This is a genomic window from Nocardia niigatensis NBRC 100131, assembly GCF_000308655.1.
GTDB classification, from domain to species: domain Bacteria; phylum Actinomycetota; class Actinomycetes; order Mycobacteriales; family Mycobacteriaceae; genus Nocardia; species Nocardia niigatensis.
The window spans coordinates 127,801-146,071 of record NZ_BAGC01000111.1 but is presented as its reverse complement, the minus strand read 5'-3'; the positions used below and the strand labels follow the sequence as shown (position 1 = coordinate 146,071).

General features: G+C 66.9%; 11 protein-coding genes and 1 pseudogene. 4 read left to right on the top strand and 8 right to left on the bottom strand.

What is annotated here, in order from left to right; all coding sequences use genetic code 11:
• The 6 genes and pseudogenes from ON33_RS34670 to cysD form a co-directional block, all read right to left on the bottom strand.
• Window positions 1-697, bottom strand: a pseudogene (locus ON33_RS34670) (Fe-S oxidoreductase); the annotation flags it as partial.
• Between the two features lie 177 nt (window positions 698-874).
• Window positions 875-2,008: a sulfotransferase family protein gene (locus tag ON33_RS34665; protein ID WP_040863376.1), complete on the bottom strand. Its 1,134-nt coding sequence runs from the start codon at window positions 2,006-2,008 to the stop codon at window positions 875-877.
• An 18-nt stretch (window positions 2,009-2,026) separates the two neighbouring features.
• Window positions 2,027-2,815 carry an SDR family oxidoreductase gene (locus ON33_RS34660; RefSeq protein WP_040863400.1) on the bottom strand — a complete coding sequence of 263 codons (789 nt, stop codon included), beginning with the start codon at window positions 2,813-2,815 and terminating at the stop codon, window positions 2,027-2,029.
• Window positions 2,816-2,868: 53 nt separating this feature from the next.
• Window positions 2,869-4,065: a hypothetical protein gene (locus ON33_RS34655; RefSeq protein WP_040863375.1), complete on the bottom strand. Its 1,197-nt coding sequence runs from the start codon at window positions 4,063-4,065 to the stop codon at window positions 2,869-2,871.
• A complete protein-coding gene (gene cysC, locus ON33_RS34650) occupies window positions 4,065-5,927 on the bottom strand; it encodes an adenylyl-sulfate kinase (RefSeq protein ID WP_040863374.1) in 1,863 nt (620 codons plus the stop codon). Before cysC ends, ON33_RS34655 begins: the two co-directional genes overlap by 1 nt.
• The gene (gene cysD / locus ON33_RS34645) at window positions 5,927-6,856 is read right to left on the bottom strand and encodes a sulfate adenylyltransferase subunit CysD (protein ID WP_085996889.1); all 930 of its coding nucleotides are present in this window, start codon (window positions 6,854-6,856) and stop codon (window positions 5,927-5,929) included. Before cysD ends, cysC begins: the two co-directional genes overlap by 1 nt.
• 242 nt (window positions 6,857-7,098) lie before the next feature.
• Between cysD and ON33_RS34640 the strand changes: the two genes are divergently transcribed.
• Window positions 7,099-8,010: an IclR family transcriptional regulator gene (locus ON33_RS34640; protein ID WP_245551067.1), complete on the top strand. Its 912-nt coding sequence runs from the start codon at window positions 7,099-7,101 to the stop codon at window positions 8,008-8,010.
• 223 nt (window positions 8,011-8,233) lie between these two features.
• Here the strand turns inward: ON33_RS34640 and ON33_RS34635 are convergent, their stop codons facing one another.
• Window positions 8,234-9,406, bottom strand: coding sequence for an FAD-dependent oxidoreductase (locus ON33_RS34635; protein ID WP_040863371.1), 1,173 nt, complete (start codon window positions 9,404-9,406; stop codon window positions 8,234-8,236).
• 532 nt (window positions 9,407-9,938) lie between these two features.
• On the opposite strand from ON33_RS34635, the gene ON33_RS34630 reads away from it, so the two are divergent.
• Entirely contained in the window at window positions 9,939-15,293 is a 5,355-nt protein-coding gene (locus ON33_RS34630; RefSeq protein ID WP_040863370.1) for an ICP22 family protein, read from the top strand.
• Window positions 15,286-16,449 carry a hypothetical protein gene (locus tag ON33_RS34625; protein ID WP_157184897.1) on the top strand — a complete coding sequence of 388 codons (1,164 nt, stop codon included), beginning with the start codon at window positions 15,286-15,288 and terminating at the stop codon, window positions 16,447-16,449. The genes ON33_RS34630 and ON33_RS34625 overlap by 8 nt, the downstream gene beginning before the upstream one ends.
• A gap of 160 nt (window positions 16,450-16,609) precedes the next feature.
• On the opposite strand, the gene ON33_RS34620 is transcribed toward ON33_RS34625, so the two are convergent.
• Window positions 16,610-17,434, bottom strand: coding sequence for a helix-turn-helix transcriptional regulator (locus ON33_RS34620; protein WP_040863368.1), 825 nt, complete (start codon window positions 17,432-17,434; stop codon window positions 16,610-16,612).
• An 84-nt stretch (window positions 17,435-17,518) separates the two neighbouring features.
• Between ON33_RS34620 and ON33_RS34615 the strand changes: the two genes are divergently transcribed.
• Window positions 17,519-18,268, top strand: a complete 750-nt coding sequence (locus ON33_RS34615; RefSeq protein WP_040863367.1) for an SDR family oxidoreductase — start codon at window positions 17,519-17,521, stop codon at window positions 18,266-18,268.
• Window positions 18,269-18,271 lie beyond the last annotated feature (3 nt).

Below are 18,271 nucleotides of genomic sequence, written 5' to 3'. Positions count from 1 at the left end.
ACGCCACACCCCAGGTGAGATAGCGGCCGACCAGATAGAGGAACGCCGCCCCCGCGAGCATCTTGACGAACGCGAAGATCGAGATCATCAGCGGGCCGGCGGGCAGCAACTCGGCGACCCGCATGGTCACCGGATCGGTCGACGCGTGCCCGGAACCGTACGTCGCGATCTTCCCCGCCTTGACCAGCACATCACCGAAACCGTGGGTGAGCACGATCAGCTCGATGAGGTACGCGGCCAGGAAATTCGACCCACCGAATCGGGAGAGCCTGGCGGGCCGGCGTGGATGATTCAGCTGGCGGATGGTGATCAGGACGACGATCCCGATGATGGTCGCGAGGCTGAGGATCTCCTCCAGCAGCCGATACCCGAAGGTCTCGCCGATGAGCGGCCAGTGGAACTCGGGTTCGAAGGTCTGGAAATAGGATTCGAAGTAGAAGACCATGCCGAGCAGGAATCCGACCATCACCAGCCAGTGCGCCCAGCCGACGGTCCGGAACTTGCCCATCCGCGTGTGCGCGGCGACCTCGACGACAACGGTCCGTGCGCGCGGCAGCACCGGCCGTAGCCGTGATCGGTCGGGTTGGCCCGCGCGCAGAACCCGGATCATCCGGGCCACCCCGGTGAACAGCAATCCCCAGCAGAACAGCGTGACGGCGGCGCCGATGACCCCGAGCGTGATCGTCGCTGTGCTCACAGTTTCGTCCCCCGTCCTGGAAAGTCACTGGGCCACAACAACAGTCATCTTGTTACCGGTCAGTAACTTAGGTATCTTTCGTCAACGTATCATCGAATCGAACGGGACGAAAGACCGCCGAATACGGCGAACGGCCGGACGCGCGAGGTGCGCGCCCGGCCGTTCGAGAGCCGTTGATCAGAGCTGGAATTCGGCCCTGACCTGGTCTTCGGTGAGACCGTAGTCGGCGAGCGAGTACTTGTGGACCGGCTTGCGGTCGCCGGACTTGCTCTCCTCGTCGAGGGCGGTCATGGCTCCGCGCGCGGAGTCGGTGTAGTCGAGTCCGAACGCCGAGTAGATCTTCTCGACCGTGGCGAAGGGGTCGGCGCGCAGTTCGTCGAATTCGATGTCGAGGAACTGGTCCGGGTTGTATCGGGCTCGCGCGGTATTGAATTCACGCAGGCCGCGCGACCACAGCTCGAGCTGCGACTCGCCGATCTTCTCGCCGACGAAAGTGGTGGACCAACCCTGCGTGGCCTGCTCCGACAGGCTGCACGACGAGCCGACGATGGTGACCGGATCGCGGTGGGTCTGGATGATCAGCGCGTCCGGGTACACCTTCATCAGGGCGTCCAGGGCGAACAGGTGACTGGGGTTCTTCAACACCCAGCGCCGGTTGTCCCCCAGCCCGATCAGCTGCAGGTTCTTCTTGTGCCGCGCATAGGCATCGGTCCAGTCCTGCTTGCGCAGCCACTCCGAATAGCTCGGCAGATAGGCCAGCGATTCGTAGGAGATGGATTTCACCGTCTGGCGCAGCAGTTGCCAGCACTCCTCCACCTCGGCAGCGGTCATGTAGTGCACGCCCATGAATTCCGGATTCTCGATCCGGTGCTGCGCGAACCCCTTGTCGACGGCCTGGTACACCGGGTTGTCGTCCCAGGTGTCGCGCGGCGGCCGCGGCTGCGGGAAGTCGGCGAGCCACATCTCCAGGGCCTGGTGCTGCGGGTCGGCGGCCAGCAGCCGATGCAGGGCGGTGGTGCCCGTGCGGGGCAGGCCGGTCACGAAAATCGGCCTGGTGACCTGGGTTTCGGCGTGGTCCGGGTGGGCCTGCCAGGACGCTTCGCTGAGGGCGCGGGCGACGAGCGCGCCGCGCAGGAAGTATCGGCTCATCTTGGAGCCGAGCTCGGTGAGCCCGGCGTCGCGCTGGTAGGACTCCAGCAGGACGCCGAGCGCCTCCAGGTAGTCGTCGGCCCCGAAGTCGGTGAGGCCGCAGACTTTCGACGCCGAGTGGTGCAGGTCCTCGACGGTGCCGACGTTGGTACGTCCGGTCATGGTGGTGAAACTCCTTGCTCAGACGTGGTATTCGCCACAGTTGACGTCGATGGTCTGCCCGGTGATGGCATTGGCCCACGGCGATAGCAGGAAGACGATGGTCTGGGCGATCTCGTCGGGCAGCGGCAGCCGCTTCAGGTCGGACTTGGACGCGGTCTGCTGGTAGACCTGCTCCTCGGTGATTCCGTACTTCTTGGCGATCTCACCGAAGTACCACTTCAGCTGGTCGGTCCAGATGTAGCCGGGCAGCACGCTGTTGACGCGGATCCCCTTCTCGCCCAGCTCGGTCGCCAGGGTCTGCGACATGGCCAGCAGGGCCGCCTTGGCGACCTTGTAGCTGCCGTAGCGAGGTTCGGAATGCCGCAGCACCATGGAGTTGACCATGACGACCGAGCCCTTGGTCTCGGCCAGCCCGTCGGTGAACGCCTGGGTCATGCGCAGATTGCCGAGCACGGTCAGGTCCACGCTCTCGCGGATCTGCTCGAAGTCGGTGCGCGCCAGCGGCTTCATGGACGGCACCTTGAAGGCGTTGTTCACCAGGGCATCCACGCGACCGAAGGTCTCGAGGGTCCGCGTGGCCAGATTCTGGACCGTGGCCTCATCGGTGATATCGGTGGGCACGCACAGCGTTTCCGCGCCGCCCTCGGCCGCGATCTCGTCGGCGACCTCCTTCAGGCGCGATTCGGTGCGCGCCGCCAGCACGACCTTCGCACCGGCGGCCGCGGCCTCCAGCGCGATGGAACGACCGAGACCGGGTCCGATCCCGCTGACGACGACAACCTTGCCCGCAAGCAGGCCGGTCTTCAGCCGGTTCGGGGTCTCAGGGGCTTGTTCCTGGGGGTTACGAGAGTTGTCGACACTCACCCGAGCATCCTTTCCGCGAAGGCGCGCTGGCGAGCGGCGATCCGCTCGCGCCAGCCGGCCTCGTCGATCCGATTGTGTTCGAAGTTGGGCAGTCGTTCAGCCACTTTGTCGAAGGGAACGAGTTCGATGGTCGGCCCGTCCTCCGGCGTCATCGGCCGCGCGACCCGCTGCCAGCGGAACTGGAGAATGCCGAGCTTGCGCCCGGTGGTCTCGATCCAGTTGGCCACGCCCGGGTTCCGCGCCGAGACGACCATGCGGATCATTCCGTCCGGATCCACCTGCGCCTGCTGATGATTCAGCGAGGTCTGGTGGTTGACGTAGTCCAGGGAGATGTACCAGCGGCTGCCCAGCTGGAAACCCTGATACGGCGCATCGGATTTCGGCACGGTGATGATGAGCGCCTGATCGTCCTCCAGCTCGAAGTGCCCGACGGAGGAGTACTGGGTGCTCAGCCCGCCCGGCGTGAGCCGAGGCTCGGTCAGCGTGTTGACCGGCAGGTTCAGGTAGAACCACTTCGGGAAGTTGAACCAGGTGTGCACCCTGGTCAGCAGCATCCGCCCCGCGGCCCGGTATCGCTTGCGCAGCTGTTCGACACTCGCCTCGACCGGCGCGGTGCCGATGGTATCCACCCGCTCGATGCGAATGCTGCCCTTGCGCTCGGTATTCCAGTCGCCGTACACCTCGCGCACGGCCAGCATGGACGCGCCGTCGGGGAGGACGAAGTAGTTCGGCTCCGGATTCTCCTTGGGCGGCCCGAAACGCAGCTGGTAGCTGCCGTCCGCGTCGATCCGCAGCCGCCGGTCGTCGAACGCGTCGTCACCGTTCGGGACATCGGAGGCGGTGTAATCGCCCTTGAGGACCTGAAAACTCAGGTCGACGGTGCTGCCGCGCACGCCGGTGAGCAGGTATTCCGCATTCGGCTCGATATTGGCGCTGTAGTACAGCGTGTCCGGGTTGTCCAGGCCCATCTTGGTGTAGGGCCCGGTGGCGGTCACGAAATACGGGTGCGAGGTGCCGTGCGCCCGCGACAGCTGCAGCACCGCGGCGATGCCGGCCTGCAGATAGTCGTAGCCCTCGGCCAGGTCGTGCGGGTCACGGATGAAATCGGCGCCGGCGATGAGCTTCTCGGCCTCGGCGACGGCCGCGAGGAACGGCTCGGTGAGAGGCAGCTCGGCCTTTTCCATGTCTGTCATCAGCTTTCAGCGATCCCTAGGGTTTCTCGAATTCGATGGGCGATCTCGGCCGGCGTCCCGGTCGAGGGGGTGATGGTCAGATCGGCGAATTCCGGACGTTCGTACGGCGAACTGATGCCGGTGAATTCGCGCAGTTCCCCGGCACGGGCCTTCTTGTAGAGGCCCTTCGGGTCACGCAGCTCGCACTCCTCGAGCGGGGTGTCGACGAAGATCTCACGGAACGGCAGGTTCCGACCGTCGTGCAGCTTGCGCGCCTCGCGCCGTTCGGCCCGGAACGGGCTGATGAGCGACACGATGGCGACCACGCCGGCGTCCGCGAACAGCGCCGCCACCTCGGCCACGCGGCGAATGTTCTCGCGGCGGTCCTCGTCGGTGAAGCCCAGGTTCTTGTTCAGCCCGTGCCGCAGATTGTCGCCGTCGAGCAGGTAGGCGGGCTGCCCGGATTCGATGAGCTGCCGCTCCAATTCGACTGCGATGGTGGACTTCCCGGAGCCCGACAGCCCGGTCAGCCACACGGTCGCGCCGGAGCTGAGCCGCTGCCCGCGCTCCACGGCGGAGCTGTGCCACACCACGTTCGAGGCCTTCTGCCCGACCCGCGGCGCACCCGTGGAGCGTCCGGTGATCATGCCGGCGGCCACCGTCTGATCGGTGGTCTCGTCGACGAGGATGAAGCTGCCGGTGGCCCGGTTCTCGCGGTACGGGTCGAACAGCAGCGACTGGCGGCTCTTGATCGTCACGCGCCCGATGTCGTTGAGTCCCAGCCGATCCGCGTCGGTCTGCCGGTGCAGGGTGTTGACGTCGAGCCGGTAGTCGAGCTCGCTCACCTCGACCCCGGAGCTCTGGGTGGCGGTTCGGATGGCGTAGGAGTTGCCCGCCCGCAGTTCGGTGTCGTCGGAGAACCAGCACACCATGGCGTCGAGTTCCCGATCGGTGTGCGGCTGGTTTCCGGGCCGGGCGAGCATATCGCCACGGCCGATATCGATTTCGTCGTCCAGGGTCAGTGACACCGCCATGCCGCTGAAGGCCTCGTCGACCTTGCCGCCGCCCGGCCCCCAGATCTGGTTGACCCGGCTGGTCCGCCCCGACGGCAGCACCACGACCTCGTCGCCCGGTTTGAAGATGCCGCCCGCCACGGTGCCCGCGTAACTGCGCTGGCTCTCCCCGTGCGGCCGGATCACATACTGCACCGGCAGCCGGTTGTCGATGAGGTTGCGGTCGGAGGCCACGTGCACCTCTTCCAGGTGCCGCAGCAGCGGCGGACCCGGATACCAGCCGGCCGAGTTCTCGGACAGGTCCACCACATTGTCGCCGTGCAGCGCCGAGACCGGGATGAAGCTCAGATCGCCCACATCCAGCTTGGTCGCGAAATCCGCGAATTCCGAACGGATCTCCTCGAACCGCTGCTCGGACCAGTCGACCAGGTCCATCTTGTTCACGCACAGCACCAGGTGCCCCACCCCCAGCAGCGAGGACAGGAAGGCGTGGCGGCGGGTCTGCTCGGAGACGCCCTTGCGCGCGTCGACCAGGATGAGCGCCAGGTCTGCGGTGGACGCGCCGGTCACCATGTTCCGGGTGTACTGCACGTGCCCCGGGGTGTCGGCGATGATGAATTTCCGTCGCGGCGTGGTGAAGTAGCGGTAGGCGACATCGATGGTGATGCCCTGCTCGCGTTCGGCGCGCAGGCCGTCGGTCACCAGCGACAGGTCGGGCCCGTCGGAGCCGCGGGAGAGGCTCGCGCGCTCGATGGCGTCGAGCTGATCGCTGAACAGGCTCTTGGAGTCGAACAGCAGCCGCCCGATGAGGGTCGACTTGCCGTCGTCGACGCTGCCGGCGGTGGCGAGCCGTAACAGGTTGCGGCGCATCAGAAGTAACCCTCTCGCTTGCGATCTTCCATGCCGGACTCGGAGATCCGGTCGTCGGCGCGGGTGGCGCCGCGTTCGGTCAGGCGGGTGACCGCGGTCTCGGCGATCACCTCGGCGGGGGTGGCGGCGGTGGATTCCACGCAGCCGGTGCAGTCGGCGTCACCGAGGGTCCGGAAGCGGACGGTGGCGTCGAACCGCGTCTCATCCGTGCCGAAGCTCAGGAATCGGTTGTCCGCCAGCAGCATTCCGTCCCGCTCGACCACGGTGCGGCGGTGCGCGTAGTACAGCGAGGGCAACTCCACCTCGGCCTGGCCTATGTACTCCCAGATGTCGAGCTCGGTCCAGTTGGACAGCGGGAACACGCGAATGTGCTCGCCCTTCCGGTGCCGCCCGTTGTAGAGGTTCCACACCTCCGGCCGCTGCGCGCGCGGATCCCACGCGCCGTACTCGTCCCGGAAGCTGAACACCCGCTCCTTGGCCCGCGCCTTCTCCTCGTCCCGCCGCGCGCCGCCGAAGACCGCGTCGAAGCGGTGTTCGCGGATGGTGCGCAGCAGGGTGGCGGTCTGCAGCCGGTTGCGGGTCTCGCCCGGGCGTTCGGTCACCCGTCCCGCGTCGATATCGTCCTGCACCTTGCCGACCAGCAGCTGGGCTCCCAGCCGCGCCACGGTGCGATCCCGGAAGTCGATGACCTCGTCGAAATTGCGCCCGGTATCGATGTGCAGCAGGGGGAACGGCAGCGGCGCCGGCCAGAACGCCCGCCGCGCCAGCTCCAGCATGACCGCCGAGTCCTTACCACCGGAGAACAGCAGCACCGGCCGCTCGAAGGTGGCCGCCACCTCCCGGATGATGTGCACCGATTCCGCCTCCAAGGCGTTCAGGTGCGACAGCTCATATCCCGCGCGCATCTCTCGTCCCATTCGTCGCGTCATCCGAGCCGTCCGATCCTTCGACCTTGCGGTGTCGAATATTCGACGCTATTGTTCGATAATGTGACACCGACGATAGGTCGGTACCAGGGCGACGGTCAATACCCGCGCCTGAATTGCCGCGCACCGAAGTAACTCCGGTACACCGGATCCCGGCCACTCCGGCGCGAATGACCGATACCCCGGCCGATACGATCGGGCGCGAACCTCCCGCGCCGCCGGGACCGACACCAGCAGGGATCGAGTTGCCCGAATCCACCATCGCCCCTGAGACTTCCACGCCGGAAACGGCGGCCGGAGCAGGTCCCGCAGCCGCCTCACCGCCGACCCACCGGGTCGTGCAGGCCATCGAACTGCTGTCGCGGCACTCCGGCGAGCGGCTCTCGCTGGCCCGCATCGTGCGCGCCACCGGCATGTCCCGGGCCACCGCGCACGCCGTGCTCACCCAGCTCACCGCCGACGGCTGGACCGTGCGCGACGCCGAGGGCAACTACAGCCTCGGCCTCGCGCTCCTGGCGGTGTCTCGCCGGGCCGATACCGCCTTTCCGCTGCGCCGCCTGGCGCTGGAGCCCATGCACGCCCTGGCCGACGAGCACAATGTCCCGATCTTCCTGGCCGAGCGCGAACAGGACGCCATCGTCATCACCGAGGTGCTCGGCACCCCGTCCGTCCCGTGGATCCGCCCCGCCCGCCGCATGCCGTTCGCACCACCGGTCTGCCGCGAATTCATCGCCTGGGCACCGGAATCCGAGCGGCAGACCTGGCTGGCCGCCGCTGACCCGCGCCATCGCCCCCGCCTCACCGCGGTGCTCGATACCATCGCCGCCCGCGGCTACTCCGTGGAGCGCCTCGCCGACGAGTCCGCCCCGATGCTGGAAGCCCTGGGCGCCCTGCGCCACTCCCCTGTCACCGATCCACTGCGCCACCGTCTCAGCGCCATGATCGCCGACCTCATCACCATCGACTACCTCCCCGACGAACTCGGCGACCACAATGCCGTCGTCTCGGTGGCGGCCCCCGTCTTCGCCTCCGACGGCTCGGTCATCGCCTCCATCGTCAGCTGCCCCGACACCAACCTCCCCGCCACCCGCCTGCACGAACTGGCCACCGCCACCATCACCGCGGCCGACACCGTCACCACTTCCCTGCGCGGCTGAAAAGCCCGTCCGCCAAGCGGTTTCGGCACGCCTCGAGGTGAGCGGCCAGTATCGCCACGTGGCGAGGGGCGGCGTCACCATCGCCGGGAGCAGCACCTCGGGCGGCGATCGAGGCGTCGACCCAACCGGGGCCAGGCCGGTGACAGCCACCCATGATCGGCGCATCGAAGACGACCGGCGGCCTGCACCGGGAGGGTGCGGGCCGCGAACCGTCTTGCGGGCCTCAGCGATTGGCCAGTTCCGAGAGCTGGTAGGCCAGCTTGCGGCGGAAGGCCGGGATGCGGGCGGCGGTGCTGATCACCAGGTTCCGGATCATCCGGGCGGGCAGCGGGCGCAGGGTGGCCATGCGGGTGACCCGGTCGGTGAAGGCGACCACGCCGAGCGCCACGGGCCGGCGGGTCCGCTCGTACTCGGCGAGGGTCGACTCGGCAGCGCCCTGGACCACCGCGGCCAGCAGCCGGCCGAGCACGGCGGCGTCCTGGATCCCGGTGTTCATACCCTGACCGCCCGCGGGGCTGTGCACGTGCGCGGCGTCGCCGGCCAGCAGGATGCGCCCGGCACGGTAGCGGTCGGCGACCCGGTGGTGCACGCGGAAGCGCGAGCTCCAGATGATCTCCTCGACCTTCGCGTGCGCGCCCGGCCGGCGCGCGTCGACCAGCGCCTGCACGTAGGCCAGATCCTGATGCTCGGGGGCCTCGGCCACGGTGGCGACCACGCGGAAGCGGTTGGGCACCGGGTCGGGCAGCGGCGCGATCACGGTGACGCCCTCGGGCGAGAGCTGCAGCGAGACCTCGTCCCGCGGGTCCGGCCAGGTCATGCGGACGTCGGCGAGGACGAAGGATTCCGGGTAGGTGGCGCCGGCGAAGCCGATCCCGGCCGCGTCGCGCACGACGCTGTGCATGCCGTCGGCGCCGATGACCCATTGGGCGCGAATCGAATTCGAGCCGCCGTCGGCGGTGGTGTAGGCGACGGTGGCGCCGCCGGCGTCCTGGGTGACGCCGGTGACCTCGGTGTGCCGGAACACCCGCGCGCCGGTCTTCTCGAGTCGCTCCAGCAGGACCGCCTCGGTGGATTCCTGGCCGATCATCACGGTGTACGGGTACCTGGTCGGCAGTCCCGCGAAGGAGACCCGGGCCAGCGTCCGGTCACCGTCGCGCATCACGAAGTTCGGCACCACGATTCCGCGCTCGAGAATGGTCTCGGCGAGGCCGAGCTCCTCGAGCACCTCGAGGGTGCGGGCGTGCACCACCACCGCGCGGGAGGTGTTGGCGCCCGCCGCGAGCTTGTCCAGCAGAACCACGTCGACACCCGCGTCGGCGAGCACGATTCCCGCGGTCATGGCGGCGGGACCGGCACCCACGATGACGACCGAGGCAGTGGCGGGGACGGTGTTCATGACGACTCCTGAGGCTCTGCCAACATCTGTTGGCCAACGTCTGTTGAATTAGACGGTACGACCCGGCCGAGCCCATGTCAACACTTGTTGGCCAACAAATGTTGACAACACTTCAGCAGCCGGTGGCAGCGGCCGGCGCACCCCGACGGAGATCCCGAACAACCGTTCACGCCGGGCCGACAACGCCCATCGCCCCCACTGGATGAGCGTGCCCCGCGGTTCGTTCGAGCGCCCCGGCGAGCCCGATCACCACCCGCCCGGAATAGGTTGCCGCCAAAGGGTTTAACTCCGCCGAACCCGCATTTTGGAAGACTGAACGGTACGAAATTGCCACTTCACGGACGCTGATCGCGGACCGAAAACACAAGCGCCACTGGATAGCTGAGTCCTCACCGCAGGCGTCCCGGATTGTGGCATATTGGGTCGGATGAAGGATTCCGTAGCGCGCAAGTGTTTTTCACTGTTGACGAACGGTGAGCTTGACGAGTTTCTGGTTTCCTGCAGCTTCGTCCGTGAAACGGTGCGGAGATCGATGAAGAAGCCGAAGACCACCCGGGTCGACGCACCCCTCTTCCGTATGTGGCTGGATATGCGTGCCGTCTCGGATCACCGGGTCGGTGATTTGCCCGGCCGGTATCGCGCCCACCTCGACGAGCACCCCGACAGCGGCCGAGCGATCAAGTCGGCCACTGGCGTCCGAGCTGTGCTGGCACTCGATACCCACCGCGTCGAGAACGCCGACCAGTTCACACACCTTCTCGACGAGATTCGCAACTCCGCCGCCTGCACAGCACCGCCGGTCGAACTGAATGCCGGATCCGACGATGTGCGCAGCCCCGCCACCGTGCTCGACTCCGACGACGTCAGACAGCTGCATGCCGAACTCGTCGAAGCCGGTGAACACTTGGCAGATCAGCTCTCGACCGCGGCCATCGCCGCCCGGCAAGGGAAGTCCGTGGATCGAAACCTATCGGATGCGATCGACAGCTGGCACACGATCCGGCGAGACCTATGGGTGAAGCTCGGCGAGGTCGCTGCTCCTCCGTCAGCAGGCGTGGACGACCTGTGTCAGATCATTGACCGGCTGGCCGCCGAGGAGGCCGACCGGAAGGAAGCCGAGGCACAACGCCGACGCGAGATCGAAAGGCTCACCGAGAAACTGCAGCAGCTGCGCGGCACAATCGCGCAACTAGGCCCGCTGGCCGCTGACGACGACCGGTACCAGAGCATGCGGGACACCGCAATCCGCGACGCGGAGGCCATCGAGTGTCAGCTCGCCGACCTCATCCCAACGGATACGCCGCCCCTCGAAACGCAAGGCGGCGACGTCGTCAGCACCGAGACGGACGCGGCCTCGAGCACCGACGGCGGCGAGGATTCCCCGGACACCGGCCTCGCGTCGATCTTGACGGAAGCTGAAGACGACCTCACCGCTGATGACGGCACTGCGTCCGCATTCGCTCCAGCCGAGCCGGCGCCGATCGCGCAGGAATCGAATGAGTCGGAGCCCGAACAGGATCCGGCCGAAGAGATGCTGCCCCACCCTGTGCCGGAGCCGAATACCGCGGATGCGGCGAGTGCTGACATCGCCGAGGCGGAAACGGGCGCCGGCGCGAGAACGGATCTCGAAGCAGCTGTCGATGTGTCCGGCGATCTGGTCGAGCATGTGCGGGCGGGACGCTACGGCGCGGCCTGGCTGGTGGCATCGGCGGCCTGCCTGCCCGAAAGTGACGTGGCGGCGTACCGACTCGCGTCGGCGGCCTTCAACTCCGGACCGGGTGGCGTCGATCCCGCCGGGGTGCTCGTGCAGTTCACCAGCGCGGGCGACCCGGAGTACGGTTCGCACGAATCGGCGCGGGTTGCATTGGCCGCGAGCCTGCGTGCAGGGCTGACGGCCGGGTGGATGCCGCGCTCGGAGGTGGACAAGATCGCCCGCCAGGCGAGCCTGGACGACCGGTGGCGGCGTCTCGTGTCCGCGGCCGTGACCGCCGGCGAGCGAAACTACCAGCACCTGCAGGACTTCGGCGGTCAACTTGGTCCCTCGATCGACGTTGTCCGCGAACAGGCTCGTGAGTTGCATCAGCAACTCGACCAGCAACGCATCAACTTCACCCGCGCCGACAAGGCGCTGCGCTATCTGCTGCGCAACCAGCAGGCTCTGGGATCGGCGCTGGCGGCGGTCGAGGCGGACACTACCGGCACCGAGCGCCGGGACGCACTGGCCGCCGCACTGGCCGGTCTGGACGACCCGGAACATCTCATCGTCTTGGGCGACAACGCGATGAGCTCGGCTGTACAACGACGCGAACCGATTGTGGCGCATGCCCGTACCGCGCTGCTCAAGAGAATCGATCTGGTGCGCGAGTGCGTCACCGATGCCATCACCGCGGCCGCTGCCGCGGCAGCGGCGGCTGCGGACACCACCGCGGCGACGACGACAGCCACGCGCCATGAGCTCGCCGCCGCGGCCAAGGCTGCCCAACTCACCACCGCCGAATGCACCGGCCCGGGGGAAGCGGCGCTGCGCAACCTGGTCGCGTGGATCATGGATCCGCAACCGCCGCAACGACGGCCCGGTGGTGAACGGCGCGTGCTGGTGGGCGAGTCGCTGCCGGTCACGTTCGTCGATCGCGACACCGACGGACTGCCCGTCGGTGTCGGCGGCCTCGCCGGTGCGGTGGCGGAGGCCTTGCGCAGCCCGCGCCCGTCAGCCGAGCTGTTCGCCCTGTATGCCGATCGTGGCGATCTCCAGCAAGCGGCGGCGGTGGCGGCCGGCAACACCGTGCTCGAAGAGCGCATCGAGTCCGAAAGAACGCGGTGGCTGCGCAAACTGAACGGCGAATCAGCCGCAGTGAGTGCCGAGATCGGCCGCACCTTCGCTGACAATGTCAGCGACGGCGATCACGCCGACGCCGAGTCGAAGCTCGTCGGATCGGACGGTTATGACGGCGACCGATTCGACCTGCAGATGGCCGTCCTCGACAAATTGCGCGAAGAGCTGCGGCAACACCGGCAGAAGACCGCGCACACGCTGCGGGAGAAGGTTTCCGCACAGGTTGTCGAGACCCCGGACCAGAACAAGATCTTTGCCCGGATCGATGTCGAGGACTTCGCCGGAGCCAACGAGCTGCTTTCGCTGTCTGTCGGCGGACGCCTTCCGGACGTGTCCCCCGACAGCGAATCCAACACCGGCGCCCACGTATTCGAATCGTTCATGGGCGTGCTTGCCGCGATGGAAGCCGCCGGCGTGTCCTCGATCGATGACGTCATCTCCCAGATGAAGAAATCGCTGGGGCGTCCCGGCGCGGAGATCCGCGACGACGACGAGTCTCGGCTGCGTAACTGGAATGGCTTGCTGAACAGGAAGAACGGGGGTCCGCGGGCGCGGCAGATGACGATGTCGTCGGTGCTGCGCGCACTCGGGCTGGACATGCGCGAGTTCACAACGCAGCACAGTTCGGGCAAGCACTACGACCTTTTCCGGGTAACCGCCACCCCTGTTGACGGCTCCCTGGTAGCGGGGCTCGGATCACGTGCCAGCCACTACCTGGTCGCGGTCACCGCGGATCCGAAACTGCTCAGACAGACTCTGTCATCGGCGTTTCCGACCGGCGCGGGAGCGAATATCGTCCTTTTCGCGGGGGTGCTGTCCGCGGAGCAGCGTCGTCAATGCCTCCTGGAGTGCCGGGCCAGGAAAATCACCGCGATCGTGGTGGACCATGTGGTCGCCGCCTACATCGCCGCCCATCACCCGCGATCGTTCAAATCCGTCCAGCAACTCACGCTGCCGTTCTCCAGCTTCACGCACTACACGATGGTCGCCGGGCAGGTTCCCGACGAAGTGTTCGTCGGCCGCGCAGAGGAACAGGCACTGCTCACCGACCCCGCCGGCAGCCAATTCGTCTACGGCGGCCGGCAACTGGGCAAGTCCGCACTACTGCGCCGAATCGAGCGGCAGTTCAACGGAGTCGACGACCAGCACGCGATCTACATCGACCTCAGCTCGCATGGCATCGGCGGCTGGTCGGAATCGAATCAGCTGTGGACAGTCCTGTACAACGAGCTCGCCGCAATCGGGAGCGTCGGCCTCAAACCGCAACCGAACGTGCGCAACCACGAGCCGGTGACCAAGGCGATCGCCAAATGGCTCGAGGGCAAGAGCAGCCGACGGTTGCTGCTGCTGCTCGACGAGGCCGACGCGTTCCTGGAGAAGGAATCCATCGCCGGCCCCGATGGATTCAAGAATGTCGGTCCGCTCAAGCAACTGTTCGAGAACACGGCCGGGCGGTTCAAACCAATCTTCGCCGGTCTCCACAAAGTACAGCGGTTGCAGAATGTCGCCAACACCCCGCTGGCCCACGGCGGCCGCGACGTCTTGATCGGCCCGCTCAGCGCGAAACCTGCCCACGATCTAGTCGTCAAACCCCTGGAGGCACTGGGCTACAAATTCGCCAACCCGGACGCGGTGTGGCGGCTGCTCGCCTTCACGAACATGCAGCCCGGCCTGATCCAGCTGGTGTGCAACGATCTGATCGAGTTGCTCCAGGCGCGGCCCCCACGCAGGGGGGAGCCACCGATCATGATCACCGACGCCGACATCGACGCCGTCACCCAGAACCCGACCACCCGCGAGAAGATCGCCAGCAAGCTGCGCCTGACCATTCAGCTCGATGTCCGTTACAAGGTCATCGCACTGGCGATCGCCATCCAGAGCATGGAGGACGGCTTCCGGGAACGCTATCTCGCCGCTGATATCCGGGCGCTGTGCGAACTGTATTGGCCGGCCGGGTTTTCCGATCTCAACAGTGCCGAGTTCATCGTTTATCTCGACGAGCTCATCGGCCTGGGCGTCCTCACCAAGGACGCCCGCAAACGGTACTCGGTGCGCTCCCCCAACATCGTCACCATGCTCGGCAGCCGCGACGAGCTGGTGACCGAGCTCGAGGAAGCCGAGTTCGAGCTCCCCACCGAATACAACCCGCGTTCGACTCGCCGCCAAGTGGTCCTCAACGGAAAGACCGTGCGCAGTCCACTCAGCGAGCACGACCTCGCCGAACTCATTCCACGCCGGGATCGTCACAACCTGACGAACATCGTCGTCGTGGGCAGTGACGCACTGGGTATCAGCACGGTCGCGCCCATCTTGCATACCGTCGGAGCCGACCGGCACATCACCGTCACTGTGCTCGATGGGAAAGACCCGGAGCTGCGCGCGAAGCTGGACGCATTCAGGTTCCTTCCGGGCGGAGGTGGAAAGAAGGCGACCCTGCTCGTCATCGATGGCAGCCGCTTGGACTGTGACCGGGCCGCCGACGTCGCCGAAACGGTGCAGGCACTGCGCAAACGCAGCCAGGGACACCTCATCGTCGTGTACGGCACGGATGGGGCCGACGCCGCTATCCGTCTCGCGCAGCAATCGCAGGTGTCGACCACGATGGTGACGCTCGAAAAGTGGTCCGGTGACGGAATCCGCTCCTGGCATGACAACCCGTTCAGCAGTCCGGCGGAAAGGCGTGAACTGCTCGACCGTTCCGGTGGCTGGCCGGATCTGGTCGAACAGGCTGTGGCCGATGTCGTCGACGGCGGCATCAGCCCATCCGGGGCGTGGGAGAAGCTGTCGGACTTCCCGACCGATCCGGCCGAGGCAGCCGAGTTCCTGGACCGAGTCGGGGTCGCGGAACACATCCGCGGCATGCTGACCGAGTGGGCCGCATGCGAACTCGGCTATGAACCGCCCACCGATATCGCCGCGGTCCTCGAGCGGGATTCGGACGGAGTGCGCTCCATTCTGGACGCTGTGCGGATGTTCGGAATCGTCAACGAGCGCGATGACCAGTTCCGCCTCGACCCGGTCGTGGCGCGAGCCCTCCGCTCACTCGATGGTTGACTACGGGCCAGAGCCGGGTGACTATCCGAAGTTACCCGGCCCCGCACGCTTCATCGCTGCTGTCGTCGGCGACCTCGCTGAAGGAAAGACAGTGGTCGTCGTATTCCCCGACGCCGCAGTCGAAAACGGGATCGCCGACGCCGTGCTGGACGACATCCGCAGCGAGAACAGCCTCGCCGAGTACATCGCTCACAAACCCGGGGAGCCGTTTCACGCTCGCGTCCTCGATACTTTCGGTGGCGATCCGGTCGATGACCGCGAATACGACGATTGGCAATCGATCATCCGGTGGAACGCCTGGCACGGGTCGTGGGTCGTCGTAACCGCCTGGGAGCACAGCGACATCACCGATATTCTCGCCCGCTGGCCAGCACAGGTGCACGCCAGCGGGCTGCCAACCGGTGACTGCCCGAAACTGATCATCGGTCTGCGGCTGGGCGACGTCGAGCGTGCAGTCCTCGATCGACTCGACCTCACTCATCTCCGTATTCGCTGGTGGTGGGGAGTCTTCGACCACCTCGACACCCAAACGCGAATGGCGGCGGTCGCCGACCGCAAACTCAACCCCGTTGACGCCGCAGTCATCACCGAGCTGTCAGGCTGGGATCTCGCCTGCGTGGACTATCTTGTCCGCCACTGGAATGGCACCACCTCGGGGCTTCCCGACGCGGTACGCGCCTACCAGGACCATGCACCGGTCGACGGCAACCCGAGGATCGACAAGACCGACCGCCGCCCCAGCGACGCGCCGCCCACCAGGCAGGAACACGCCTGGCGTTCAGGACTTCTCGACCAATGGGGGTACACCACCAACCGCAGCCCCCGCATACTCGACGGGGCGAGCATCCGCCAACGACTATGGCTGGCCCACAACCGCACTTTCATCGCTTATGTCGATGAGGAACGGGCACACTACGAGGCCATCATTCGGAAGCGAGCATCGCAGAGCGCCCTCGACGACCTCGACCGCCGCCCTGACGACATCATCGAGATCGGCTCCCTGGCATGGCTTGTCAGCAGCGGGAGGGTCAGCATGAGCCGGAGCGACGACCGAGACCGTCTATACGCTTTCCGCGACCTACGCAATGACCTTGCGCATCGCGTGCCTGTCAACGACATTCTCCGAGTCCGCATTACCCGCTACCTCGGCCTCTGAGATCGAGGCCCGCAGGATCACACCCGTCCGTTGCGAGCGTCGGCCATTGCGATGCCGGTGGGACGAGCGCCCCGATTGCGACCAGAACGGGCGGGACGGTGCTCATTCCGACTCCGGAGGCTCCGGCAATGGTTGTTGGCCAACAAATGTTGACAACCCTTCAGCGGCCGGTGGCGACCAGCGACTGGAAGACGGCGGCGGTCCGGGTGTGCGGGGTCGCGCAGTAGACGATGACCCGCTGATCGGTGTCGGAGATGTGCAGCACCTGGCAGTGGAAGTCCAGCGGGCCCAGTTCGGGATGGCGGATGCGCTTGTGGTGCGTGCGCCGCACCTCCACGTCGTGGGCCGACCACATATCGGCGAAACGCCGTGAGGTACCGAGCAACTCGGTGACCAGGGCCGCCAGCGCCGGATGCCCCGGATACCGGGCGTAGGCCGCGCGCAGATCGGCGATGAGGGCGCGGGCGAACTCGCGGGTGTCGGCCTCGGCCCACTGCGGATGGTCGGCGGCCTCACGGAACATCCAGCGGATCATGTTGCGATCGCGCCCGGGCACGGATTCGAGATCACCGACGAACGGGACAGCCGCCCGGTTCCAGGCGAGCACCTCGTAGGTCGCGTCCACCACGTAGGCCGGCGCGGCGAGCACGTCCAGAATCGTCCGAACCTCCTGCGGCACAGTCTTGTTCGGCCCAGCGATCGGCGGCGGCGCCGCCCCCGCCATCCGGAACAGATATTCGCGCTCATCGACTGTGAGCGTGAGCGCGCGAGCCAGCGCCGCCAGCACCTGCCGCGATGGCCGGGCGCCGCGGGCCTGCTCCATCCGGATGTAGTAGTCCACCGAGATGCCGGCCAGCTGCGCCACCTCCTGACGGCGCAATCCCGGTGCGCGGCGGTTGATTCCGTTCGGCAGCCCGACATCGCCGGGGGTCAGCCGGTTGCGCCGGGCCCGCAGAAAGGCCGCGAGTTCAGTCCTGTCAGCCATGGCTCCAGTGTGGGCCGGTGTCCGGATTCTGGGTGGTACAACCCGGTCCTCCCACCGAGACCCCGGCGCGGCGATGCTTTTCGCATGACCAGAACAGCATTCGTCACCGGCGCCAACAAGGGCATCGGCTACGAGACTGCCCGGCAGCTGGCCGCGCGCGGCATGACCGTCCTGCTCGGCGCGCGGGACCCCGAACTCGGGCAGGCCGCCGCCGCGACATTGCGGGCCGAGGGCGCGGACGCCCACTTCATCGCGATCGACGTGGCCGACGAGCAGTCCGTCGCCACGGCCGCCGCCCACATCGAGGCCGACTTCGGCCGGCTCGACATCCTCGTCAACAATGCCGCCATCAGCGGTGGCCTGGAGGGCGACGGCAAGCCGTCGTCCGGCACCCTGGCCACGCTGCGGACCGTGTACGAGACCAATGTCTTCGGGCTGGTCGCGGTCACCAATGCCCTGCTGCCACTGCTGCGGCGCGCCGAGGCGGCCCGGATCGTCAACGTGTCCAGCGAGGTCGGCTCACTGGCCGGACGCACCGACCCGAACAGCCCTATGGCACAGATGGTTTCGGCCATCCCGTACACCTCGTCCAAGACCGCCGTGAACATGGTGACGGTCCTGTACGCGCTCGAACTGAAGGACACCCCGATCAAGGTGAACGCCGCCAATCCCGGCTACACCGCGACGGATCTCAACGGCAACAGCGGTTTCCGCACCGCCGAGCAGGGCGCCGAGCCCAGCGTTCACCTCGCGACACTGCCCGCGGACGGCCCGACCGGGACGTTCTGGGGCCACCGCTGGGGACAGGAGGGATACGGGCGCATCGAGTGGTGAGGG

Coding starts and splice junctions, on each gene's coding strand:
- cysD (WP_085996889.1), bottom strand. CDS start 6,856: ATGACGCGACGAATGGGACGAGAGATGCGCGCGGGATATGAGCTGTCG.
- ON33_RS34615 (WP_040863367.1), top strand. CDS start 17,519: ATGACCAGAACAGCATTCGTCACCGGCGCCAACAAGGGCATCGGCTAC.
- ON33_RS34625 (WP_157184897.1), top strand. CDS start 15,286: ATGGTTGACTACGGGCCAGAGCCGGGTGACTATCCGAAGTTACCCGGC.
- ON33_RS34630 (WP_040863370.1), top strand. CDS start 9,939: ATGAAGAAGCCGAAGACCACCCGGGTCGACGCACCCCTCTTCCGTATG.
- cysC (WP_040863374.1), bottom strand. CDS start 5,927: ATGCGCCGCAACCTGTTACGGCTCGCCACCGCCGGCAGCGTCGACGAC.
- ON33_RS34665 (WP_040863376.1), bottom strand. CDS start 2,008: ATGACCGGACGTACCAACGTCGGCACCGTCGAGGACCTGCACCACTCG.
- ON33_RS34655 (WP_040863375.1), bottom strand. CDS start 4,065: ATGACAGACATGGAAAAGGCCGAGCTGCCTCTCACCGAGCCGTTCCTC.
- ON33_RS34635 (WP_040863371.1), bottom strand. CDS start 9,406: ATGAACACCGTCCCCGCCACTGCCTCGGTCGTCATCGTGGGTGCCGGT.
- ON33_RS34620 (WP_040863368.1), bottom strand. CDS start 17,434: ATGGCTGACAGGACTGAACTCGCGGCCTTTCTGCGGGCCCGGCGCAAC.